The sequence below is a fragment of the Vibrio cionasavignyae genome, assembly GCF_050337155.1.
Lineage (GTDB): Bacteria > Pseudomonadota > Gammaproteobacteria > Enterobacterales > Vibrionaceae > Vibrio > Vibrio nomapromontoriensis.
In genome coordinates, this window is sequence record NZ_JAKJSR010000019.1 from 134,549 (window position 1) to 159,836 (window position 25,288).

Annotated in this window: 18 protein-coding genes; 12 read left to right on the forward strand and 6 right to left on the reverse strand. The window is 43.3% G+C overall.

The features are described from left to right. Positions 1-38: 38 nt before the first annotated feature. A complete protein-coding gene (locus L4D74_RS15730) occupies positions 39-902 on the reverse strand; it encodes a MurR/RpiR family transcriptional regulator (RefSeq protein ID WP_428753150.1) in 864 nt (287 codons plus the stop codon). 10 nt (positions 903-912) lie between these two features. Beyond that, on the reverse strand, positions 913-2,166 hold the full coding sequence (locus L4D74_RS15735) for an amino acid deaminase (RefSeq protein WP_428753151.1): 1,254 nt from the start codon (positions 2,164-2,166) through the stop codon (positions 913-915). A gap of 198 nt (positions 2,167-2,364) precedes the next feature. Between L4D74_RS15735 and L4D74_RS15740 the strand changes: the two genes are divergently transcribed. The 8 genes from L4D74_RS15740 to L4D74_RS15775 all read left to right on the forward strand — a co-directional run bounded on the left by L4D74_RS15740 (position 2,365) and on the right by L4D74_RS15775 (position 12,132). Next, positions 2,365-3,804, forward strand: a complete 1,440-nt coding sequence (locus tag L4D74_RS15740; RefSeq protein ID WP_428753228.1) for an N-acyl-D-amino-acid deacylase family protein — start codon at positions 2,365-2,367, stop codon at positions 3,802-3,804. Positions 3,805-3,858: 54 nt separating this feature from the next. Then, entirely contained in the window at positions 3,859-4,251 is a 393-nt protein-coding gene (locus tag L4D74_RS15745; protein WP_265674154.1) for a RidA family protein, read from the forward strand. Between the two features lie 190 nt (positions 4,252-4,441). Continuing rightward, positions 4,442-5,935, forward strand: a complete 1,494-nt coding sequence (locus L4D74_RS15750) for a sodium:solute symporter family protein (RefSeq protein WP_428753152.1) — start codon at positions 4,442-4,444, stop codon at positions 5,933-5,935. 91 nt (positions 5,936-6,026) lie between these two features. Next, positions 6,027-6,950, forward strand: a complete 924-nt coding sequence (locus L4D74_RS15755) for a sugar kinase (RefSeq protein WP_428753154.1) — start codon at positions 6,027-6,029, stop codon at positions 6,948-6,950. A gap of 10 nt (positions 6,951-6,960) precedes the next feature. Further along, positions 6,961-7,584, forward strand: a complete 624-nt coding sequence (locus tag L4D74_RS15760; RefSeq protein WP_428753156.1) for a bifunctional 4-hydroxy-2-oxoglutarate aldolase/2-dehydro-3-deoxy-phosphogluconate aldolase — start codon at positions 6,961-6,963, stop codon at positions 7,582-7,584. A gap of 152 nt (positions 7,585-7,736) precedes the next feature. Then, positions 7,737-8,456 carry an oligogalacturonate-specific porin KdgM family protein gene (locus L4D74_RS15765; RefSeq protein ID WP_428753157.1) on the forward strand — a complete coding sequence of 240 codons (720 nt, stop codon included), beginning with the start codon at positions 7,737-7,739 and terminating at the stop codon, positions 8,454-8,456. A gap of 10 nt (positions 8,457-8,466) precedes the next feature. Beyond that, the gene (locus L4D74_RS15770) at positions 8,467-10,920 is read left to right on the forward strand and encodes a family 20 glycosylhydrolase (RefSeq protein WP_428753158.1); all 2,454 of its coding nucleotides are present in this window, start codon (positions 8,467-8,469) and stop codon (positions 10,918-10,920) included. Between the two features lie 258 nt (positions 10,921-11,178). Further along, positions 11,179-12,132: a GGDEF domain-containing protein gene (locus tag L4D74_RS15775; protein ID WP_428753160.1), complete on the forward strand. Its 954-nt coding sequence runs from the start codon at positions 11,179-11,181 to the stop codon at positions 12,130-12,132. A gap of 26 nt (positions 12,133-12,158) precedes the next feature. On the opposite strand, the gene L4D74_RS15780 is transcribed toward L4D74_RS15775, so the two are convergent. The 3 genes from L4D74_RS15780 to L4D74_RS15790 all read right to left on the reverse strand — a co-directional run bounded on the left by L4D74_RS15780 (position 12,159) and on the right by L4D74_RS15790 (position 16,725). After that, positions 12,159-12,749, reverse strand: coding sequence for an HAD family hydrolase (locus tag L4D74_RS15780; RefSeq protein WP_428753162.1), 591 nt, complete (start codon positions 12,747-12,749; stop codon positions 12,159-12,161). An 89-nt stretch (positions 12,750-12,838) separates the two neighbouring features. Continuing rightward, positions 12,839-15,679, reverse strand: a complete 2,841-nt coding sequence (locus tag L4D74_RS15785; protein ID WP_428753164.1) for a PAS domain-containing hybrid sensor histidine kinase/response regulator — start codon at positions 15,677-15,679, stop codon at positions 12,839-12,841. Next, positions 15,676-16,725 carry a cytochrome-c peroxidase gene (locus L4D74_RS15790; RefSeq protein WP_428753166.1) on the reverse strand — a complete coding sequence of 350 codons (1,050 nt, stop codon included), beginning with the start codon at positions 16,723-16,725 and terminating at the stop codon, positions 15,676-15,678. Before L4D74_RS15790 ends, L4D74_RS15785 begins: the two co-directional genes overlap by 4 nt. A 293-nt stretch (positions 16,726-17,018) precedes the next feature. On the opposite strand from L4D74_RS15790, the gene L4D74_RS15795 reads away from it, so the two are divergent. From L4D74_RS15795 to L4D74_RS15805, 3 genes are all read left to right on the forward strand, one after another. Next, complete coding sequence (locus L4D74_RS15795) at positions 17,019-18,110, forward strand: efflux RND transporter periplasmic adaptor subunit (protein ID WP_428753168.1); 1,092 nt, start codon at positions 17,019-17,021, stop codon at positions 18,108-18,110. 28 nt (positions 18,111-18,138) lie between these two features. Beyond that, positions 18,139-21,183, forward strand: coding sequence for an efflux RND transporter permease subunit (locus L4D74_RS15800; RefSeq protein ID WP_428753169.1), 3,045 nt, complete (start codon positions 18,139-18,141; stop codon positions 21,181-21,183). A gap of 245 nt (positions 21,184-21,428) precedes the next feature. Further along, positions 21,429-22,493, forward strand: a complete 1,065-nt coding sequence (locus tag L4D74_RS15805; RefSeq protein ID WP_428753171.1) for a BamA/TamA family outer membrane protein — start codon at positions 21,429-21,431, stop codon at positions 22,491-22,493. Positions 22,494-22,588: 95 nt separating this feature from the next. Here L4D74_RS15805 and dcuC read toward each other — a convergent pair whose 3' ends face one another. Continuing rightward, positions 22,589-23,956, reverse strand: coding sequence for an anaerobic C4-dicarboxylate transporter DcuC (dcuC, locus tag L4D74_RS15810; protein ID WP_428753173.1), 1,368 nt, complete (start codon positions 23,954-23,956; stop codon positions 22,589-22,591). A gap of 336 nt (positions 23,957-24,292) precedes the next feature. On the opposite strand from dcuC, the gene L4D74_RS15815 reads away from it, so the two are divergent. After that, positions 24,293-25,192, forward strand: a complete 900-nt coding sequence (locus L4D74_RS15815; RefSeq protein ID WP_428753174.1) for a LysR family transcriptional regulator — start codon at positions 24,293-24,295, stop codon at positions 25,190-25,192. The last annotated feature ends 96 nt before the right edge of the window (positions 25,193-25,288 follow it).

The following is a 25,288-nucleotide window of genomic DNA, read 5'->3' on the forward strand; positions in this document are numbered from 1 at the left end:
CCTAATACTCATGGTTGGCATAAAGCCTATAAGCACGGCTAGTCACCTAAAGGTTGGCGATCACTGCCTGTTCGATGCGAATCAAGAGCCAGTTTAAGCCGTCGCAGGCGATCTCGGGAGCGACGTTTGTGATTCACCGCCAACTCCATAGAAAGCACGTCGACCAGCGCTAACATGGCATAGCGAGAAGCGGATGGCTTATAAATAAAATCCGTTTCTTGGTGAATGATGGGTAGCACTATGTCGCAGGTATTTGCCAATGGAGAATCGGATGGTGTAATCGCGATCAATTTAACACCATATTCTTTTGCAATAACCGCAGATTCAATGACCTGTGGTGTATGCCCCGTAGCCGAAATCAACACCATCACATCGTTTGGATCGGCGGTCGCGGCAACCATACGAGTCAGCAAACCATCGTTGTAGGCAACAACCGGGTAGCCTAAGCGAAACAGGCGGTGTTGTAGCTCTTGCGAGGTAATAGTGGATCCGCCACCCACACCGATTGCTATGACTTGTCTTGCAGAGTGAAGCATGGCAACGGCTTGGGTTATATCTTGCTCGTTGATGAGCGCTCGGTTGATGTCGAGAGCTTGTTTAATCGACTCATAAATACCTTGGTGGCTAGTATGATCGGGCGGCTCAATAATGAACCGCTGGCCAACGGCGAGAGACTGGGCAAGCTTAATCTTGAGATCACGAACATTAATGCATCCAACCGCTTTTGCGAAGCGCGTAATGGTCGCTTCACTGACATTAGCCTGTTGAGCTAACTCGGTGATGCTGGCGTTAGCTGCACTACTGACATCATCCATCACTAAATCGGCTACTTTTTTTTCTGCATCACGAAGCGCACTATAGCGCTCAGTTATTTGCGAAATAATATCGACGTCTACATTCACAGTTTTTTCCTTAGAAAGCCGTTTCAACCCATTGTTCTACAACGTGTTCATCATCGCTGATGGCAATATAGCGCCACTTGTCAAACGTTAGGCATGGATGCGAAGTTGAAAACGCTATCATATCACCAACTTGGATATCGGAGTCAGTTGGAATCTCCAAAAATGTATGTTGATCCATGACATTAGTCGTGGTGATACCATTTACCGGTAGTGCTTTCCCGTCACGATAGCGGCGTTCAGCGGTTGGCAGTCCAGCGTCAAAGGCGACATCCCGTTTGCCCAATCCAATCACGGCTTTATTGGGTTCAGGCCTTGAAATAACGTAAGCCCAGACTTCAAGGGAAGAGGTAAGGTCACCTCCTAAATCACAGGCAAAACCACTATTTTTTTGCGCTCGTGCCATGACTTTTTCTTGTGCTTCCAGATAAATACCCGTGTCATGGATAACATAACAGCCAGGGCGAATGATGGCTTCAAAGTCATCGAGGTTTGCCAGCGTTTCTGCAACGACGTCATACCATGCCGACCCAGCTCCAGTGAGAATGGGTAGTGAGGGAAGAAGCTTATCGCTGAGTAACTGGCGACCTAACTGGATGGTGGATGTTAATAGGTCACGAACTCGTTGCTCTTCATCTCCGCCATGAATAACGCCTTCATAAACTTCAATACCAACGAGTTTGACGTTGGATTTTGCATCGATGTATTGCGCTAACGTAATGACATCATCGTGGTTTCTTACCCCACATCGACCGCCTTCCACGCCTAGCTCAATGAGTACGTTAATCGTTTGTTCTTTTGCCGCAAAGAAGGTATTGAGTTGCTCAACGTTGGTTTGGGAGTCAACGCAGCATATGACTTGGCTTTCCGTCTCTTCGATTAGGCGAGAAATGATCGCCATATTGGTTTTGCCGACAAGCTGGTTCGCCATAATAATATTGGTAATACCGCTGTGAGCGGCTATTTCTGCTTGTGGCGCGGTGGCAACGGTAATCCCCCAAGCGCCTTTCTCCTTTTGTTGCTGAAAAAACGCGGGTGTCATGGTGGTTTTCCCATGCGGACATAGCTTTACGTTATGGTGAAGCGCAAATTGTTGCATCCAGTCCATGTTGTGTTCTAGAGCTCGCTTATTGATGACGGCAACCGGCAAGCTAATGTCCTCGTTAGTCACGTAGTAACGGTGCTCTTGGTGAGAGGTAATAGGTAATCCTTTCATGCCTCTAATGGATGAGAAATCCATTAGTTTGTGATTGTTTCTATCATTCATAATATTTTTCCCCGGACAAGAAATGTTAGATAACTTAATGTAAGCTGTTGTTTTTAGTGGTTTGATTAAGGGTATATTAGATGTTGTGTTAGAAACTATCAAACTTCATGGTGATAATTGTGTGTTTGGTCACTGAAATGTTTAAGGATAGTTTCTAACATAGGCTTCGTGAAATGAATGGGAATAAGAGAGATGACTATGTTGTTCGACATCATTATAAAAAACGTAGAAATTGTCGATGGAATGAGCTCTAAAGCGTATTTTTCGGATGTGGCAATTCTTGGTGATCGAATTGCTGAGATTGCACCAATGGATGCAGGGCTAGCTAAGCATGTTATTGATGGTCAGGGAAAAGTACTTAGCCCTGGTTTTATTGATGTTCATACCCATGATGACACGAATGTTATTCGCTACCCAGAATGTCTGCCCAAAATTAGTCAGGGTGTGACGACCGTGATTGTGGGAAATTGTGGCATTAGTGCGTCTCCGGCAGTGTTAGCCAGTGATCCACCTGATCCGATGAACTTGTTGGGTCAACAAAAGGATTTTAAGTATCCAACGTTTGGGCATTATGCCGATGCTGTGATGACGGCACAGCCAGCAGTAAACGTTGCTGCACTTGTCGGTCACACTACGTTACGAAATAACGTCATGGATGAATTGCTTCGTGAGGCAAGTGAAAGCGAGCTATTGTCTATGAAAGCAACGCTTTCGCAAGCGTTAGAGCAAGGAGCGCTTGGTCTGAGTTCTGGTTTAGCTTATGCCAGTGCCAAACAAGCGACGGCTGAAGAAGTCATGAGCTTAGCTGAAGTACTCGCCGATCATGGTGGCATCTATACCACACACATGAGAACAGAGTTTGAGGCGATTTTAGAGGCGATGGAAGAAGCTTTTGAAACAGGTAAACATGCCAAGGTGCCTGTTGTTATTTCTCACTTGAAGTGTGCTGGCGCGGGAAATTGGGGGAGAACGGTTGAGGTTTTGGAGTTGATGGAGGAAACCGTCAAAAATCAGGATGTTTCTTGTGACTGTTACCCGTATTCGGCTAGCTCTTCGACACTCGATCTTAAACAAGTTACGGATGAAATTGATATTTTCATTACATGGTCGGAGTCTTTCCCTAAGTTTGCGGGGCAAATGCTAAAAGACATCGCAAAACAAATGGATTTACCATTGCTTGAGGCGGCAAATGCATTGCAACCAGCAGGGGCGGTTTACCATTGTATGGATGAAGCGGACGTTGAGCGTGTTCTTAAGTACCGATTGACGATGGTGGGTTCTGATGGTTTGCCGAATGACCCGCATCCGCATCCTCGATTATGGGGGACGTTCCCAAAAGTATTGAGTCATTATTGCCGAGATAGAAAACTATTCTCACTTGAAGAAGCGGTACATAAAATGACTGGACTGTCTGCACAGCGATATAATTTGAAGCAGCGTGGAATAATTGAAAAAGGGGCATTTGCTGATCTAGTAATATTTGATAAAAATAGAATTAAAGACACGGCAACATTTGAAAATCCGATATCAGTTGCTGATGGAATAGATTGTGTTCTAGTTAACGGTAATATTAGCTATAGCAATAAAGAAGTTGCAAAGAATAGGTTTGGTCGATTTATTTATCGACATAAAGAGTAATATTGATCTAATCAATATTTAGGTAAGTAATTAATTATAAATTTTGGAGTTAAAATGACTATTAAACGTTACGGTGTTGAAGGTGGTGTGGGTACTGGTGGTCAGCATCTTCCGTTTGCGAGAGCAACAGAAGCGGGCGGTTTTCTTTATGTTTCTGGTCAAACACCAATGACCGATGGTGAAGTGGTCGAAGGGGGCATTATCGATCAGTCTCGTCTTGCTATCCAAAACTGTGTCGACATTATGGAAGAAGCAGGCTACGGCCTTGAAGACGTGATGCATGTAAAAGTAGTGCTGACGGATTCTCGTTACTTCCAATCGTTCAATAAAGTATTCCGCGAGTTTTTTGGTGCTAACCCACCGGCACGTATCTGCATGGTTTGTGACTTAGTCGTTGATGTAAAAGTAGAAGTTGATGTGACTTGCTATCGCTCAGATCGTGCTTAGGCGTTACTCCTATTAATATAATTAATGGGATGTATATTAAGTAACATTAGAAGGGCATGATGATGCCCTTCACATAACAATAAAAATTCACTTTGAATTAAAATTATTCAACCAATAAATGTTACTTTTAGATAATAACGTAAAACAATAAGTGGTTAATGCACGCCACAATTATATTTGGAGATGTTCAATGAACAGTACACTCTTTTTAACTGGTTTCGGAATATATGTGTGTTTTCTTATTTGGTTAGGGTGGTTTGTATCACGTAATCAAAAGTCTGGGGAAGACTTCCTTTTAGGTGGCCGCGGCTTACCTTTGTTTCTTGTTTTAGGTACCACGGTTGCCACCATGGTAGGAACCGGCTCAAGTATGGGCGCGGTCGGCTTTGGTTATGCTAACGGTTGGGCTGGTGCCTTGTATGGCATTGGTGGTGCGTTAGGTATTTTGTTGTTAGCTCTATGGTTTGCTCCTGTACGTAAACTCAATTTCATGACCATGAGTGAAGAACTGGCGTATTACGTTGGCGCTAATCGCGTGGTGAAAAATGTTGTTGGTGTGCTGATTTTTATCGCCTCTATTGGTTGGTTAGGTGCCCATATTCTTGGTGGCGGGATGTATCTCGCATGGATTGCAGATATTGATTTAAACGTTGCCAAAGTGATTATTGCCGCAGCCTTTACGATTTACGTTGTAATTGGTGGTTACACGGCTGTGGTTTGGACCGATACCATTCAAGCGATTATTTTGTTTGTTGGCTTTATTTTGATGGCAGTGATGTCAGTGCAGTACATTGGTGGTCTTGATAACCTTTATGCTGCGATGGACCCTGCCGCGACAAGCTTCCTAGCGATTGAAAAGTTAGGTGTAGTGCCTGCTGTCTCACTTGCGGTTGTGATTGGTGTTGGTGTATTGGCTACGCCGTCGTTCCGTCAGCGCATATACTCAGGTAAAGATGTTTCTACCATTCGTCGTTCATTTGTGATGTCTGGTGTGTTGTATCTATTCTTCTCCATCATTCCTGCCATTATTGGTATGGCTGCTCATGCGATTGACCCATCGCTAGAAAACCCCAACTTTTCATTCCCTTATGTAGCTGCGACGGTATTGCCAGTAGGCGTAGGGATGATTGTATTGATTGCAGGTCTTTCGGCTACGATGTCGAGTGCTAGCTCTGATGCTATTGCTGGTGTATCGATTCTTCTTCGTGATGTGTACGTGATGTTTACTGGACGTATGCCTAACAAAGAATCCATGCTGAACTATTCTCGTCTGGCGTTGATTGTGGTGATTGGTTTCGCACTGTTATTTGCGTTAACTTCAAACGATATCATTGGCTACATCACGAAAATGATTTCAACCGTAATGTCTGGGATGTTTGTATGCGGCATGCTAGGACGTTTCTGGAAGCGTTATAACTGGCAAGGTGCCATCGCGACTTTGATAGGTGCGTCATGTGCATCATTCACGGTAATGCTAAGCCCAGCATTGACAACGTATTGGGGCAACCCGGTCATTCCTTCTGTGTTAGTTGCGACGCTAGCCGGTGTGGTTGTGAGTTTACTGACTCCTGCTAATACGGTTACTCCTGAGCAAGCGCAAGCAATTCTCGATGCGGAAAGAGCACAGATGGAACTGAGTGATACCTCTGGTTCCACAATTAAGTCATCTCCTGTGACAGAGTAATTAAGCGGAATGGAGCGTTGCAAAACGCTCCATATTTTTCACCTATTTATCTTAGGTAATGTTCCTAAGCTATTTCTCCCAAGGTATAAACATGAAAATAGCGTTTTTTGGCGAGTGCATGGTTGAGCTTAGTGGTGAACCGCTGAGAAAAACATTCGGTGGTGACACGTTGAATACGGCTCTATATTTGGCTCGACTCGGCCAGCGAAGAGGCATTCAAGTTTCTTATGCTACTGGTCTGGGTGATGATCAGCTTTCATCTGACATGAAGTCACATTGGCAAGATGAACAGATTGAAACGAATTTGGTAGAAACCATAGTTGGTAAACAACCTGGCTTATATTTAGTCGAAACTGATGCGTCAGGTGAACGAACGTTTTTGTACTGGAGAGAAAACAGCGCTGCTAGACACTATTTTTCTTTGGTAGCGACAAAATTAGAGATCGCATTGGCGACTAATCAATTTGATGCTTTCTATGTCAGTGGAATCAGTATTGCGATTCTTGATGACTCCGCGAGAGAGCGATTACTTTCCGCAATCACGTCTTTCAAATCTCGTGGCGGGAAAGTGATTTTTGATAATAACTTTCGTCCACAACTCTGGAGCACTGCAGAAGCCAAACACTGGTACCAAGCCATATTGCCACATGTTGATATCGCGTTAATGACAGAAGATGACGACGTGATGATTTGGGGTAACGAGGAGTTGGTAGAGAGTCGTTGTCAACGTTTAGGTGTATCAGAGCTTGTGATTAAGCGTGGGCATGAGCCGTGCAAGGTTGTTGCAGATTTGCAGTCAGACGTCCCAACGGCAAGCTATGTTGCTGCGACCCTCGTTGCAAACGTAGTCGACACGTGCGCAGCTGGGGATTCGTTTGCCGCTGGATATTTAGCGGCTCGATTGACAGGTGAAAGTGGCGATGATGCCGCGTTATTAGGGCACAAATTGGCGTCTACGGTTATTCAACACCCTGGTGCCGTTATTCCGTTGGGTGCTATGGACCATTTAATATAAGAGAAGTGTAATGTCGTTAATAGATAAACTAAAACAATTTAAAGTAATACCCGTTATTCAAATTAACCATGTTGAACAAGCTATCCCGTTGGCAAAAGTATTGGTTGAAAATGGCTTACCAGTTGCAGAAGTCACATTTAGAACGGAAGCCGCTGCTGACGCAATCCGAGCAATGAGAGCAGCCTATCCTGAGCTATGCATTGGTGCGGGTACGGTGCTGACGACTGAGCAAGTCGATATCGCGATAGATTCCGGAGCTGAGTTCATTGTTGCTCCAGGCCTGAACCCGACAACCGTTAAGTACTGCCAAGAAAAAGGTATTGCCATCGTCCCTGGGGTTAATAACCCGAGTCAGGTAGAGCAAGCATTAGAGTTGGGATTGAGCTTTTTGAAGTTTTTCCCAGCCGAGGCTTCAGGTGGCTTACCAATGATTAAATCGTTGTTAGCGCCTTATGGAGAGGTCGCCTTTATGCCAACTGGTGGTATCAGTAAATCAAATATTAATGATTATCTCGCCATTGATCGCGTGCACTGTTGTGGTGGTACGTGGATGGTGTCACCACAATTAATTGATGACGAGAAATGGGATGAATTGTCGATCTTAGTTCAAGATGCCGTTAATTGTGTTGAATAGCTCGAATAAAACAATCTAAATATTAGGTTATGTAAAACATCCATTATAATTCACTTGGCTGTTTTATAGGCGCCATTTCCTTTTTTAGTGATGATCATTGCCGTATGGGTTTTATATGGCACGTCACGATATTGCTTTGATAGAAAATTATTATGAATAAAATTATACCTTCTGCGTTACTTATATTAATGTCCTCTTCAGCATATTCTGCAACTACGTATCTTGATCTAAGACACGAATACCGAGATCCGTCAGACCGTCATCGTAGCCGAGTTATTTTAGGTCACCATTTTGATAACGGCTATGGCATTGAGATGCTGACCAATGTGAACCACGGGACTTACGGCGATAGCTTTGGCAGTAACTTACGTTTGTCGAATACAGAAGTGACTAACTACTACACCTATGCTGTCAATGATAACTTTGTTTTAAATCCCGGTTTAACCATGAACTTTATGAGTTCAAATACCTTTTATATGCCGTATCTAAAGCTAAATTATAACTTTGATAGTGGATTCTTTATTCACGGACGTTATCGATATGACTTTTCAAGTGCAGAAGCTAAAAATGCAGCAGGAGAAAACGAAACTATCCGTCGCAACCGTTACGATATGTGGACAGGATATAACACGGATAAGTATACGTTCTCTTATGCCTATACCTATTTCGACCAAATAACGAATCACCCTGGTGAGCTCGCTAATGGTAAGCAAACTGCGAGAGAGCATACGTTTAAGTTTTTATATAAATACTCTAGTTTCATGAGACCGTATGCTGAAATTGTTGATGCTGATAAAAATATTTATATTCCAGCGCCAAATACTGGCGAGACGGAATGGCGCTATAGAATTGGATTAAACTTTGTATTCTAAGGAAGTAAGAATGAAAAAGAATGTATTATCATTGCTCGTCGCTGGCTCATTGATGTCAGCAACGGCATGGGCGGCGGCACCAAACACGGATCTTAATTTGATGCCTTATCCACAATCGGTCGAATTGGGAACTGGTCAAGTTGAGCTCACAAAAGATTTTAGTATTTATATTAAAGGTTATCGTTCTGAGCGAGTTGACTTTACCGCTAAGCGATTCATTGAACGTCTAGAAAGACAGACCGGTTTGCCTACCTTAAATTGGAACGCTGATTCTGAGAGTTCGGCAACGTTTGTTATTGATATTGCGGATGCACCTCAAAATGATGTGCAAGATATGGATGCCGATGAGTCCTACCAGCTAGTCGCGAAAAATGGTCAAATTACATTAAAGGCTAATCGTCCTTACGGGGCAATTCGAGGTATTGAAACATTGCTTCAGCTTGTTGTCACGGATGCAAAAGGTTACCACGTACCGGAAGTAAATATTGACGATGCACCGCGTTTCCCTTGGCGAGGGGTTTCTTATGATACATCTCGTCACTTTGTTGAAATGGAGGTTATTTTACGACAGCTTGATGCGATGGCATCGGCAAAAATGAACGTGTTCCATTGGCACCTATGGGATGATCAGGGCATACGTATTCAACTCGACAACTACACAAAGCTGTGGGAAGACACCACCGATGGTGATTACTACACCAAAGATGACATTCGCCATGTCGTTGAGTATGCGCGTCAGCGTGGTATTCGTGTTATTCCAGAAATTTCGTTGCCAGGCCATGCTTCCGCTGTCGCTCACGCTTATCCAAACTTAATGTCTGGTATGGGTGAACAAAGCTATGAACAGCAAAGAGAGTGGGGGGTATTCGAACCGCTAATGGATCCGACTAACCCTGACTTGTACGTGATGTTAGAGAGCGTGTTTGATGAGGTAGTTGAGCTATTCCCAGATGAGTACTTCCATATTGGTGGTGATGAGCCAAATTATAAGCAATGGCAAGAAAATCCGTCGATTCAAGCATTTATCAAAGAGAATAAGTTGGATGGTGAACGTGGTTTACAATCTTACTTGAACGCGAAAGTTGAAAAGATGCTAGAGCAACGAGGCAAAAAAATGTCTGGTTGGGATGAAATTTGGCACAAAGATCTACCAAAATCCATCGTGATCCAAAGTTGGCGTGGCCACGATAGTATTGGTCGCGCAGCACAAGAAGGTTACCAAGGTCTACTATCAACAGGTTACTACCTAGATCAACCACAACCAACGAGTTACCATTATCGAAATGATCCAATGCCTCAAGGCATTACCGTGGATGATCAGCTTCATGAAGGTGAACGTTTCGTTAGTTACCAATGGGAAAAGCCGCGTACCAAAGGTGGTCCACGTAAAGGTCTACTGACCATCATACAAGCAAAAGACGGTAAAGTTCGTGCATTCACAGACTACAATGGTAAATCACGTACTGAAGTTAACATCATCGAGTACACACCAGGGGAAAGCTTCCGTGGTCACTTTGACAACTTTATGTCGTATACCGAATTTAATCTTAATCTGTCAGGTGAGCAGTTGGCTGAAGGAAGCTACCAGTTAATTGGTAATGTTCGTTGGCCGACTACCGGTAAGATTGTGGCTTCTTCTGCTAAAGAAGGCTCGTCAATTCCGGCTCCAACTGGTGGATACCCAGCAGAGCTTACCGATGATGAAAAGGCCCTAATTCTTGGTGGTGAAATTACGGTATGGGGTGAGAACTATAACTCACTAACGGTTGAGAATCGCATCTGGCCTCGTAGCTATGTTATTGCAGAACGTTTATGGTCGGACGAAACGTTGACTGATGAAGCAAGTATGTATAAGCGTATGCGTGCGATCGATACATGGTCTGAGATCTCGGTAGGAATGCGTCATCATGCCAATGCACGAGTGCTAATTGAAAGACTGGCTAACGGGGCAAATCCACAGCCTTTGCTGACTCTGGCTGACTACACCGAACCAGCTCAATATTATGCACGTAACTGGGAGAAGTGGATTCAAACTGAAACTCCAGGTGATTTGTATAATCAACATGAGCGTTTAAATCGTTTTGCCGACGCACTCGCTGTAGAAAGTTATGCTGTCTATGAAATGAACGATTTAGTACAAGCCTATCAATTGGGTGATAAAACCGCACTAGATGGATTGGAACTGCACTATGTAAAGGTCGCGGCGGCAGCTGAAACTTCAGCCACGATTTTTGCTAATAACATCGCTTCTATCGATACGGTTGATGTAGCCAAGTCGACGGTTAGCATTGCACAGCTAGGACAGACTTTGATCGAGCGCGCACGCAATCAAGACACGCTATCTTCAGCAGATATTAGAGAGTATCAGAAGATGATCGATGCGGTGGCGGTGATCAAAGACGAAACGATTGTTGCGATTACAGTGCCAACGGAAAGGTTGCTTCATGCGTTAGCCAATAAGTAGCCACGTTGTTTAACTGGTATTAATTTGAGCGCTCCCATCGGGGGGCGCTTTTTTGATCAAGAGTTAGGGTAGGAGGACTTCTAAGTTGAATGGGGCAATTCAGTGAGTCAGTGAAAATTTGCCTATACACTCATCATTTAGTTTGTGATAGCGGTCTGATATACGGGTTGTGCTGCTTGTTTCCGCTGACATCCAAGTGGAAATAGAGCACATATCGACTAGTTTTAAATGAATTAGGGTTAAGAGAATCATGATGCCATGCAACCACCACCTATTCCCGTCAACGAAGACTACAGAATACATCTTCTTCGCCAACTAAAGATCTTAGATACGCCGCGAGAAGAGCGATTTGATCGGGTGACCCGCCTCGCTAAACGTATGTTTAATGTTGATGTTGCATTAGTCAGTTTGATTGATGAAAAGCGACAGTGGTTTAAATCAGGGGTTGGGATTGATGCTACCGAAACTCATCGAGATATTTCATTTTGTGGTCACGCGATACTCGGTGATGAACCATTTATCGTTCCGGACGCATTGGCTGATCGTCGATTCTGGGATAACCCCTTGGTAAAAGGTGATCCGAAGATACGCTTTTATGCGGGTGTGCCCCTCAAACTGACTGAGGGTGCTAGGGTTGGGACGTTGTGTATCATAGGACGAGATCCCCGCCACTTTACCGATCAAGAAGTACATGACCTCATTGACCTAGCAAAGTTGGCAGAAGGTGAACTGGTTGCCAATCTAAACTCTACCATCGACGAATTAACGCAGATCTCTAATCGACGCGGTTTTAATGAATTAGCAGACAAGGTGATCAGTAAGTGTCGTTTTCTAATGGAGCCATACAGCTTAGCGTATTTTGACTTGAATGATATCAAGCAAATCAACGATACGTTAGGTCACTCTATTGGTGATGATGCGTTGACCTCTTTTTCTCGATTGTTAATTGATAACTTTCGAGACTCTGATGTCATCGCTCGTATCGGCGGAGATGAATTTGTGGTCCTAATGTCGGGCACAACCGGTATAGATGCCCGCTATCCTATGACTCGATTTGATGAAGAGATAATGAAGTTTAACAGCGCTCATCCTCGTATTTATCAACTGGGGTATAAGGTTGGGGTCGTGTCATGCTCACCGTTAGAAGACATTGACCACAATGAGCTATTGGAGCGCGCTGATAGAGCGATGTATCAATATAATCGCGATTAATACAAGCACGATTAACCCAAGTGAGATTAACGCACTTTGAGAGCGCGGAGTAATTCTATTAGCGACGAAAAACAGAAGTTAGCGTGAGCGGGGATATTTGCTTCAATGTTCTCGTTGGCAATGAAACAGCTTTGACAACCCGCGTTTTTGGCTGTTGCAATGTCGTAGTAATGATCGCCTACGTAAAGTACTTCTTGTGGGGTGAGTTGCCACTGATTCATTAGATGATGTAACGCGTCAGGCGCCGGTTTAGGGGCAAACTCTTCCCTGGTTAGCAAGTGTTCGATGGGCAGTTGATGGGTTTGTATTTTGGCAGTCGCGGCCTGACGACAGTTTCGAGTAATCACCGCTGTGTAATATCTCTTTTGCTTTAACCAACTAATCAACTCGGCAGCACCGGGCATAAGGGCGCTGCTTACCGCGTCTTTAAGTTCGTATTCTCTGACAATATCGGATAATCGTTTTTGTTCTTCTAGATCAAACTGTTTTAAATGGATCAGAAGGTCACGATCTTGTGGGCATTGGAGATGATGGCGTAGCTGCGTAAAGTCGATATCTGAAGAAATGAGAGTGTTGTCTAAATCAAATACGATCGCTTTAAGTTTATACAGGCTCAAGAATAGTGCACCAAAGCAGTCTTAGATGATTGCAGAATAGGTGAGCTTAATCGGCTTGGGTAGTTGTTGATGGTGTAACTGTGAGGTTGTTACCCATCAAAATGTTTTTTTTGCGGGTCAATAGCCAGTAAACTAGGCTGGTTATCTTTAACGCTTTGTTGGTCAAGAATTCGTATAGCTTGGTGAATATTAACCTCAACCAAGTTAATTAGGGATTGCATATCTTGGATACTAGGTTGTTGTCCGCTATTAAGAAATGCAATGAGCATAGTCAGTTTACTTTCAACCAACGTAAGATTAAGTTCGCTAATTTCACTTTGTAGCGATGTGAGGGTAGTCAATATTTCTGGTATGGCTTTCTCGGGGTAAACTTTTACTAATATATCGAGATACTTTTCTGCCACATCTTTAAATTGGGCTATCTGATTGATATCGATGGGAGAGATTGAATGCAAGTTCGATGTCATCCTTAACTCGGCTTCGGTGTTGCTAATCCCTGCTAACTTAGTGACGTCATGTCTAATTAAATGCAAGATATTGGGGTGAGTATTTTTCTTGGATGGAATCATCAACTGATGACGAAAACGTTGAAGCGCGTCGATAAAGCTCTCTTTTTGTAACGGCTTTGTTAGGATGTGGTTCGCACCTGCTGCCATAAAATTATCATGGGCTTCTTTAAAGACATCTGCGGTACATCCAAAAATAACGGTATTACACTTGAGCTGTTGTCGAATGATTTTAGTTGCCTCAATACCATCCATGACGGGCATATGGTTATCCATAATAATAAGGTCGTAAGTATTGTTATGGACACATTCAACCGCAATCTTTCCATTCTGGGCGACGTCAACCTGATGGCCTTGTTTTGTACAAAATGTTTTAGCTACCAGTGCGTTGACTTTATTATCCTCCACAAGAAGGATGTTTAGTGAACAGGCAATAGCTTGGTCATCAAGAGACACTGTTTTTTCATGAGCGGCTTGAACCGTTTGAATCGGTATCAGTTTTAGAGTAACAGAAAAGGTACTCCCCTTACCGATACTGCTAGTGACATTGACATCTCCCCCCATTAGATTAGCGAGCTGTTTGACAATTGCTAGGCCCAACCCAGTGCCACCAAACTGTCGAGTTGTTGATGATTCTGCTTGAATAAAAGGGTCGAATATTGATGCTAAGCGATCGGTGGGTATGCCTATTCCTGTATCGCTAATAGCAATCACGAGAGTTTCAACATTAGAGTATTTGTCATTGCGGACGGATGCATCTTTACTCAAGGTGATGGTGACTCGGCCTGTTTCGGTGAATTTGACAGAGTTACTGAGTAAGTTAAAAATAATTTGACGAATTCTGGATTTGTCACCTCGATATGATTTTCCGGGAGATAGTTGATTAATCAATTGAAAATTGATGCCTTTTTCTTTACATAAAGAGCTATAGGTACTGACTATTGGGTCGCAAATATCTTCGATAGAAAAGTCTAAAACTTCCAGATCCAGCTTCCCCTCTTCAATCTTCGAAATATCGAGGATGTCATTGAGTAATGACAGCAAGTGATTGCCTGACTCTAGGAGGATATGCAGTTGCTGTCGATGCTGAGCATTCGTTACCGAGGATTCAAGAATTTGGGCCATTCCTAGGATGCCGTTGAGCGGTGTGCGTAATTCGTGGCTCATAGTGGCAAGGAACGTAGATTTAGCGCGATTAGAAGCATCTGCTCGTTCAACAGCATTTTCGAGGCTTTTTTGAAGCTGTTTTCGTTCGCTGCTGTCGCGTTCGACAGCAATAAATTGCTCGACTTGATTGTTTGCGTCGAGAATCGGTGTGATGACAATATCAATCCAATACGGTTGACCACTTTTATTATAATTGATGAGCTCTGACTTAACGGTATTTCCAAGCTTGAGCTCTTTAGAAATACGGGTTACTTCGCTAGGCGAGGTCTCGTCACCTTGTAACATGTCACCAGGTTTTTTGCCGATAACCTCATTCAGGCTGAAGCCTGAGATGGCTTCGAATGCGGCGTTGACCCAAGATGTATTACCTTGTTTATCTGTAATAATGATCGCATCGCTTGCGTGCTCGACCACCATCGCGAGGTGAGAACGCTCTTTTTCTTTGACGAGCAGGTCAGCGATCAACTTCCTTTCTTTATACTGATGTATCAGCTGTTTTCGATACAAATAGCAGCCGATAGTTAGCAGTAATAAAAATGATGCAATGGAAATGTGGGCTTTGGTTGATAGTGAGCGCTCAAGCCAAAAATTATTGGTTTCATTCATGAGAACATGAATCTCGCTATCGACCAGTGCTAGTTTTTCCAAGCGAATACTATTTCTTACTCTATTATGAAGTTTGATATACCCGTCAAGTGCGAGTAGGTCGTTGTTCTGTTTCAATTCATTAGGAATATCAGCGTTCGATTGTGCAAAATCTAGATATTGATAAATAGCGAGCTTGTCTTCGGTTGAATGTGTGTTGGAGATTAGATTAGTTTTGAGCACTTTAAGGGTATTACTTGAATACTCCATCGATACCTTTGCACTAAGCAGACGTTCTAGTCGTTGAGTAAAAATGAGGACGTTGTTTTTCACCTTCAGCGCATACGAGACACTTTCTTGTGGCATTGGGCTGACAAAAGAGGGAAAGGCTTGGCTGTTTTGTGTAATGTTGTCATAAAGTTGTTCAGATAGTCGCTCTAACTCTACTAATTCTTTGGAAAATCTATCGTAGGTTTTAGTGGGACTATATTCAAATGAATATATTTCTTCGAGGCTATGAGTAATATTTTGGGATAGGGATAGAAATGCTTTTTGATAGGAATCACTTACGTAAGTACTAACGGCACTAACAATGAGCCAAGCCGCCGAAAGGAAAATAGCCATGATATACAGAAATTCGGCTCGGCGTTTTGTCAGTAATCGGTTACTCATTGGATGACTCCTTGAGATAGCTCCTCGAGATAGGGCGGGGCAGGCGCGGAAAGTGAGTGTAAAAATGCGCTTATTTCTATGACGGTGCTAGCATCTAACTCTTGACCAAGTTGGATCTTCGCCATGGTAATGATGGCATCTTCTAGCGTTAAGCTTCGTCCGTCGTGAAAGTAGGGGGGAGTGTTGGCCACGTTACGAAGGCTTGGAACGCGAAATACGTTTTTGTCAATTTCAATGCCTGTTATGTTGTAGCGACCTAAGTCTTGGCTTTGAATACTTGTTTCTTTTACATTACCAAACTTTTGAAATAAGTTACCGCCAACATTTGTACCTTGATGGCACACAATACAGCCCAAAGACTGAAATTTTTGCCAGCCTTTTTCCGCTATCGGCTCGATGGCAATTTTGTTGCCTTTTAAATAATGATCAAACGGGGCATCCGGTGTAGTGAGAGACCCCATGAAGGTAACAAGAGATGCTTTAATATTAGCTAGGTTTATTTCCCCACCCCATACGATGTCAAATTGATCACGATAATGCGGTATGGATTCAACGTAATTGATGATGTTATCCCAATTCGTATCCATCTCTAGCGGATTGTGAACAGGCCCATCCATTTGGTGTTCGAGACTCGACGCTCTGCCATCCCAAAAAAATCGCGTGTTGTTTGCAATGTTAAACACTGTCGGAGAATTCCTAGTGCCTGCTCCTTTTACGCCCGTTGAGACTTTGGTCTTTTCTGCTCCATTGTCGAAAATATGATGGCAAGATTCGCAACTGATTTGGCCATTAGATGAAAGGTTAGGGTCGATAAACAGTTGAAAGCCGATTTTAGCTATTTGTTTCTCTCTAGGGCTAAGTTGAGTTACCTCAATAGGAGAAATTAGCGGGGTTGGTTGCGCATCATATTTATCTGCGAGCGAATGATGTTCATGCTCTTCAAGTTGATGGAGAGTTAGGGGCGAGTTAAAACTGTGCAACAGCCATGCTGCAAAAATAATTAGAAAGGTTACAGCGACTATCCATTTCGCTAAATAGCTATTCATACCGCTCGCACTATTATTGGTTGTATTTATTAGTATGGGATACTTATTTGTCGGTTCAATGTGATGTAAAAAAAAACTAAGAATAATGAACTTACGTTAAAAGATGGGTCTTATAGAGGGCTATTGGTTGCAATCCGTACTTTTACTCAATCACTGATATTTCAAGTTGAATTTTTGTGTCCACAATGTTGCTTTTTGCTTGGCTTGATGTAACGTGTACCATTAAGTAGTTATTGATTTTGTTAGCCTATAATAGTCTTAACTTTTATAAATTTTTATTTTGGGTGGTTGTTATGAAAACTCATTTACGTGTTCTTACTCTGACGGCGCTAATTGGCGTTGCATTGACTGGATGCAGTCCAGAACCAGAGAAGACAGTTGAAGCTCCTGTTGTACGTCCAGTAAAAACGTTGGTTATTGGGTTAGAGAATCAGAATATGGTTCGCGAATTTCCTGCACGAGTTTTAGCGTCTGATCGCGCAGAAATGGCTTTCAGAGTTTCTGGCAAGGTCGACTCTCTTCCGGCAAAAGAAGGCGATGATGTGAAAAAGGGTACTGTCCTAGCTACACTGGATGATACGCGCTTTAAACTCGCAGTGAGAGATGCAAGAGCGACGTTGCAGCGTTTGCAAGCTGATTTCAAACGAGCGAAAGAGTTAATAAAAGATAACTTTATTTCGAAGAAAGATTATGAACAAATTCGTGCAGACTTAACTAAAGCGCAAGCTGGTTATGATAATGCCAAAACGCAACTTAGCTATACCAAGCTCGTCGCCCCTTTTGATGGTTATGTTGCTCAACGTAGTATTCAAAACTTTGAAAACGTCGAAGCAAAGCAGGTAGTGTTCTCTTTTCAAAACTTAAACACACTGGAACTTAAGTTTGCCGTACCAGAAAAATTGGTTAGAGAAATTCGCGATCAGCAAGCAGACAATCCAGTTGAAATCCCCGTGTTTGCTTATTTTGATCGCTCGCGTGAGAAGCCATATCCGGTAGAGATTACGGAAGTTTCCTCTAAAGCAGACACAGATACACAAACATTTGAAGTCACGGTGACGTTGGAGTCGCCAAGTGATCAGAATATTCTTCCTGGCATGACGGGTTATGTGACGGCTGATTTTTCAAACTTGAATGATACGAAACGTACGATTCAGGTTCCAAGCACTGCCGTTGTAAGTGACAACGCACATAACCCAACGGTTTGGGTAGTCAATGACGACAACACCGTCTCTCCAAAGTCGATTGAAGTGTCGACAATGTCTGGTGACCGTATCACGGTATTGTCGGGCTTAGAGATGGGTGAGCGCATTGTAACGGTCGGTGTTCCATTCTTAAATGAAGGAATGGAAGTAAGTCTGATGCCAGAAATCGATCAAGCTCAATAACTGTTGACTCAGCGAGAAGAGATGTTTTATGAATTTAGGTGAGTATTCAGTAAAAAATAAAGTCAATAGTTGGCTATTAGTGCTGCTAATGACGGTTGGCGGAGTTTTGGCGTATTTTGAAATGGGTAAGCTGGAAGATCCAGCCTTTACTATCAAAGAAGCCAAGATTATTACAACCTATCCAGGCGCCTCTCCAGAGGAAGTCTATGACGAGGTGACGTATCATATTGAAGATGCGGTACGTCTATTAGGACAGGTGAAGCGTATTAAACGTTCGGTTACCCGTGAAGGGCTATCCGATATTACCATTGAGTTTAAAGATGAATACACGTCTGCAGAAATGCCGGGTATCTATGATGAGCTCAGACGTAAGATCGCCGATAATAAACACAAGCTCCCTCCGGGCGCAGGTGAGCCGCAAATCATTGATGATTTCGCCGATGTTTATGGTGGCTTTTTAGCACTAAACGGCGAAGGGTATAGCTTCCGTGAGCTAAAAGATGTTGCAGATAACCTTAAGAAACAATTGGTACTGGTTCCTGGGGTACGAAAAGTCTCTATTGATGGTGATCAGCAAGAAGTTGTCTATGTTCAAATGTCTCGCAACAAGATGGCGAAGCTTGGCATTGACATGGCGACAATTGAAAAGCTACTGAGTTCTCAAAACTTAGTGTCAGATTCAGGCCGATTCCGTGTTGGCCCTGAGTTCATTCGAATCGAGCCGACGGGAAGCTTCAAACATGTTAGTGAGATTGAAGACTTACTGATTGCTAGTGATGATAAAAAACTCATTCGTTTGGGTGATATCGCAGAAGTTACTCGTGAGTATAAAGAAGAGCCGTCGAAACTTATTTACTTTAATGGTAAGCCGTCACTCACTGTTGGTATTTCGATGCTAAGCGGTAAGAATGTGGTAGAAGTTGGTGGTTTAATTAACGATAAAATCAAAAGCTTAGAGAATCAAATTCCTCTAGGTATGAACCTTGATATTATCTATAACCAACCACAAGAAGTTGACGCATCCGTTGCTGGCTTTGTGACCAATACGGTCGAAGCGTTGATCATTGTTGTTGTTGTGCTATTGGCCTTTATGGGGCTGAGAGTGGGTTTGATCATCGGTGCTGTACTGGTGATTACCGTCGCAGGTACGTTGGCAATTATGCACCTGTACGGGATTGAACTGCAGAGGATTTCACTCGGAGCCTTGATCATAGCGCTCGGGATGCTGGTGGATAATGCCATCGTGGTTGCCGAAGGCATGATGATTCGTATTAAACGTGGTGTACCAGCAATGAAGGCCGCCGGAGAAGTTGTTGGAGCCAATGGCTGGGCACTACTCGGTGGTACTGCGGTAGGTATTCTAGCGTTTGCAGCTATCGGTATGTCCCAAAGTAATACTGGTGAATTTACCCGTTCACTTTTCTACGTTATTTTGATTTCACTGTCATTGAGTTGGGTGACGGCAGTTTCAACGACGCCGCTACTATGTGCTTTACTTCTTAAGAAAGAAGATCGCAAAGAGGGTGAGGAAGAGAAAGACCCATACGCTGGTGCGGGCTTTGTAATCTATAAGAGTGTACTTCAGTTTGCACTTAAGCAACGAGCGCTGACCATCAGTATTATTCTGGCGATGTTTGTTGCATCTGTCTGGGGCTTTGGGTTTGTTAAAAGTGCCTTTTTCCCGAATGCAAATACTCCGATGTTCTTTGTCGATGTATGGGAGGTGGAAGGCAGCGATATACGTCAAACTCGTGATGACACTTTGAAGGTTGCGGAATTTATTCGTGAGCAAGAGGGTGTTGAATGGACTGCAACCTTTATCGGTGGTGGGGCATCACGTTTCTCCTTGGTTTATACGCCTCAAGATACAACCAAAGCGTATGGTCAAGTTATTGTTCGAACTGAGAACCGTGAAATGATCGCTGCACTGCAAGCGAACATTGATAAGTTCATGACGGACAATATCGATAGCATCGAGCCTAAAATTAAGAGCCTACGGATTGGTCCAGGACGAGACTCTAAAATTGAAGCGCGATTTGCTGGTCCTGATCCTGCGGTATTAAGGGATTTGTCCTCTCAAGCAGAAGCGATAATGCTTGCGGATCCAGAAGCGAAAGAAGTCCGTAACGACTGGAGACAGCCTGTTAAGTTGATCAAGCCTATCTTCAATGAGCAAGTAGCTCGTCAGCTAGGCATCACGCGTACAGAGCTTACCGCATCATTACGAGCGGCAAGTGAAGGCTCGCAAGTCGGTATCTATCGTGATGGAGTGAGGCTATTGCCGATCTACTTCCGTACGGATGCGAGCGAACGTGAAAACGTTGCCCAACTGATGGATGCTCAGGTCTACAGTCCTGTACTAGAAAAAACGGTTCCAATTGCGCAAGTTGTCGTGGCTTTTGAGACCGTTTGGGAAGATGCGATGATTCGTGGTCGTGACCGATTGACGACGATTATTGCCTCGGCTAACCCAACAGGTGAACTTGCTGCGCCGTTATTTGAGCGTTTAAAGCCTCAGATTGAAGCGATTGAGTTGCCACCAGGTTATTCTATGGACTGGGGTGGTGAATTTGAAGATTCAGCGGAAGCACAAGGCGCGTTGTTTAGCGCGATACCTGTATCGTTTATTATGATGATCATTGTAGTGGTATTACTGTTTGGTAAAGTAAAACAGCCACTGATCATTTGGATTACTGTTCCATTAGCAATCATTGGTATCACAGCCGGTCTGCTACTGCTTGATGGTGCATTTGACTTTATGGCTCTATTGGGCGCACTTAGCTTGATAGGTCTATTGATTAAGAATGCGATAGTCTTGCTAGAAGAAATCGATATGCAAGCGGAAGAAAAGTCGGTCTATGATGCAATCATTGACTCTTCTATCTCTCGTATGAGACCAGTAATGCTAGCGGCATGTACGACTATTTTAGGTATGATTCCGTTGCTAGGTGATGTGTTCTTTGTAAACATGTCTATCACGGTGATGTTTGGTTTAGGCTTTGCGACGATCCTTACGTTGGTGTTTATTCCTGTCATGTATGCCATCTTATTCAAAGCGAAAAACCCTGCATAAGTAGCGCATTACTTTATTAGGTAGAGTACGGAAGCCAAGTCAGTTTAATTGCTGACTTGGCTTTTTTTTGTGTGGTGAAATGGGCAGGGTATGCGAGTGCAAGAGTAGCCTATTGTTTAATATTCAAAGGTTTATGTTTTTTAAAATTGGCTGTACGATGTACGGTAGATATGGCTTTTGCAAAGGATTGAATCACGATGTGTGGAAAGCGTTCTTTAATCATGCTCAGTATTGGATGCACTTTGATGTCAGTTCAGGCGTCGTCTGCTGAATACCAAGAACATGTTAATGACAAAAAAGACCAAGTAGAAGACTCGAAGCAATCGAATGAAGAAAAGGAAGGGTTTATCGCCTTACCTATCCCAATGTCTAACCCGACGCTAGGAACTGGGGTACAGCTAGTTGGCTTATATATGCATGCCAAGGAGCCAGACAGTAAAGCGCATAATGACACAACAGCACTCGTAGGTATGGTGACATCGACGAAAAGCTGGTTAGTTGGAGCCTTTCACGATGGTGCGCTAAAAGATGACTCCATTCGTTATACTGGTGGTATTTTTCATGGCAAGTTGAACCTAAAATATTTCGGTGATGGCAACGATCCAATTTTTGCTGATGATCCTCTAAAGTACAATATGGAAATGAGTGGTGTGATGCTTAGAGCACTATTTCAACTTGGTCACTCTTCGTGGTATTTAGGACCCCAATATAATTACATGCAAACCCAGATTGCATTCGATGATCTCAATGAATTCTGGCCTGAAGCCGAACGAGTGTCCTCCGCTGGAGTGGGGGCGGTACTTCACTTTGATACACGAGATGATAACTATTACCCAACGGCAGGATGGTTTGCTCAGCTGAGCTATATGGACTATGGCAAACAATGGGGCGGGGATGGTGATTACGCGATAGGGAAGTTTGCGACAAGTAATTATACCAGTGTGATTGATAATGTTGTTTTTGCCTCTAAAGTAACCATGCAAATGAGTGGCGGCGACGTACCGTTTTATGAGAAACCTACCTTACAAATGCGAGGGTTTAATCATGGACGTTATCGAAATGACAATATCATGCAAGGTCAGTTTGAAGGTCGCTGGACATTTATGCCAAGGTTTGGTTTGGTTGCGTTTCTGGGACTGGGTAAAACGTCAGAAGCGCAGCAAGATATTCTTAGTCAAAGTACTATCGTGACGAAAGGGGTTGGCTTTAGATGGCAGCCTGTCGAGCAGAAAAAAATGAACATTCGACTCGATGTCGCAAAAGGGCCAGAAGAGAATGCTTTCTATTTATCGGTTGGAGAAGCATTCTAATTCATTCAAAGCACTCATTTGAATAAATTAGAGCGGATATAGAAAAGGGAAGCATGATGCTTCCCTTTTTAATGAGTCTACTTTCTATTCGGTGGTTATACCGACATTGGTACGAGTACCATTGTACCAATAATCACGGTGATCAATCCTGCAATGACGGGAACAGAAGTACGCTTAACGACCTCAAATGGTGAGATGTTACCCATTCCAGAGGTAGCGACGATAACCCCAGAAACCGGTGAAATCGTACGGCCAAGGTTAGAGGCTTGCAACATAGGAATGATCAAGAACGCTGGATTAAGGCCCATTTTCGCTGCCAGAGAAGGCGCCAGTTCAACAAAGGCGTAAAACGGGGCATTACCAGAGCCTGTCGCGATTGCCGCTGCCACAGTAAGGCCTGTGAGGATTAGCATTAGTGCCACGCCGCCAGCGCCAGCTGAGTCCGCAAGATGAAGCAGGTTATCAATCGCGCCGATAGACATTAAGCCTTGTGCAAAAACACCAGCAGCAACCAGCAGCATCACCACGCCTTTAAATGCATCGGCCATCCCTTGGTAGCATGACTCTAAGTCTTCTAGCGTCTTTTTACCATTGAACCTTTGCGTGATGAAGTTGATCACAGCACCAATGAAAATTGAACCGACCACAATAGTATAGATATCGAGTGATAGGCCGGGAATAGTGCGACCATTGAAGAGAAAAACACCAATAATAGGCAAGAACGGAAGTAAGCAATAGAACGCTGGTGCGTCTACTTTCATCTCGGAGACATCAACACGCTCCATTGGTGTATTTTCTTTTTGGTCTAAGTATTTATTCCAGAAGAATGCCGCGGCGGCCATGACAATGATGGCGCAAATAGACACAGGAAGTACAGTTTGTACCGCAAACACGTCAAGCGCGAGTCCAGATTTCTCGGCAGCAATAACAACATCACCAGATGTCGGGGAAAGAATAATGGCAGCAGGTGAGGCACACACTGCAACCGCTGCAGGACGAGAGATGCCCATCGCTGTCATCATTGGAAATAAGGTTGCCATAAGCAGTACGCCCAGGCCAGTCGCAGAGCTGACCGCTAGCGACATCAAGCAGGCAACAATATACGCCGCGACCAATAATACATAAGGAGACTTGATGAACGACAATGGTTTAGAAAACTGTTTAACCACCACGTTATTGGCGCCAATATGAGTCATGTAAGACGCAAAACCACACAGCAGCATGATTTGCATACCAAGACCACCCCCGCGATACTGGAGCATATATTTCACGTACTCTAGTGAGTCCGTAACCATATTGCCCGTTGAAGCGATTTTTGAAGGTAATATAGTGTGCCCCAACACGCCTGTGAGTAAGAGCAGTGCAATACCAGCTGTCAATAAAACGCCTGCGGGTTTGTAGCCCTTAACAATGAAATAGCCCACGGCTACTGTCACTATTAAGCCAATAAGTAGTTCTAACATAATTGTCCTTTTATTCAGTTAAAATACGCAACAATTTATTTCTAAATGTGTCAGAAAATGTACAGGAAATTGATTTGTGGCACGACAATTACCTAACGAAGCGATGATCTAAAACAATAAATTAATTCGGATGAAAACTGCAGGTTTTTGGGCTGTGCCAATAGTGTTGAGTAGGTGTTAATTTCGTATTAATGTCATCATGTAAAACTATTGCAGTGGTCACATTGGGTTGATTTTTGACCAGGTTCATTGGTAAATGTATGACTGGTGATGTTTCGGTTGCAAATTTGGCAAATAACGACAAAATCAAACCATGCTTTTATAGGAATAGTCGATATGTTGCACCCTTCTGTTAATTTGCTTGATGTCCGAGCGTTTGTGCTAGTAGCAAACTTAGGTAATTTCACTAAAGCTGCTGAAGCGCTAAAAGTATCGAGATCTCACGTATCTAGGCAAATCCAATCTCTTGAGAAAGAGATGGGAGTGAGTTTATTGATACGTACTACGCGCACAATGAAGCTGACTCAAGCAGGGAAAGCTTTACTGGCCAGTTGCGATAGTGCCCTGCATACCATTGATCAGGCGGTTCATGCTGCAATCGATGATATTGATACAGTTAAAGGGCGCATCAATATTAATTGTGTGGGCGGTTACATTGGTGAAGAGTTGGTTGCGAAGTATCTATCTGAATTCTCTTTGCAGTATCCCGAAGTGTCAATTGAGTTAGATTTCTCCAGTCACCGCGTTGATTTACTTGAAGAAGAGTTTGATATTGCTATCCGAATGGGAGAGTTACCCGATGCTAACTATGTTGCTCGACACTTAATTGATATTGAGATGCTAACCTTGGCTAGCCCTCATTATTTAGCAAAGGCGAACCCTGTCGAGCATCCAAAAGATTTGAGGCAGCATAATTGTTTAACGGGTTCGGTGACAAAGTGGCAATTCATTCATGATAGTAGTGATGAAAAAGTAGAAACAACGATTTATGGTCGTTTAAGTTGTAAGAATGGACGAGTGTTGGTTAATAGTGCAAAAGCAGGGCTAGGAATAATTCGAGTGCCAGCGATGTACTGCCAGCCTGAATTGGATTCGAAGCAATTAGTTCCCGTATTTGAAAACTGGGGGATTAAACCTGTGCCATTGTCGCTAATCTATCATCGTGATCGATACCAACCTAAACGCATTAAAGAATGCGTGGCATTCTTGAAAAATTGTTTTGTGCATGCGCTTTGAACATCCTCTGATTGTATTTTTATAGTGTGCAAGTTATCTTAGTTCAATTAGCCGCATATCATTTTATGGGTTAACTCGTACTATTATTTAACCAAG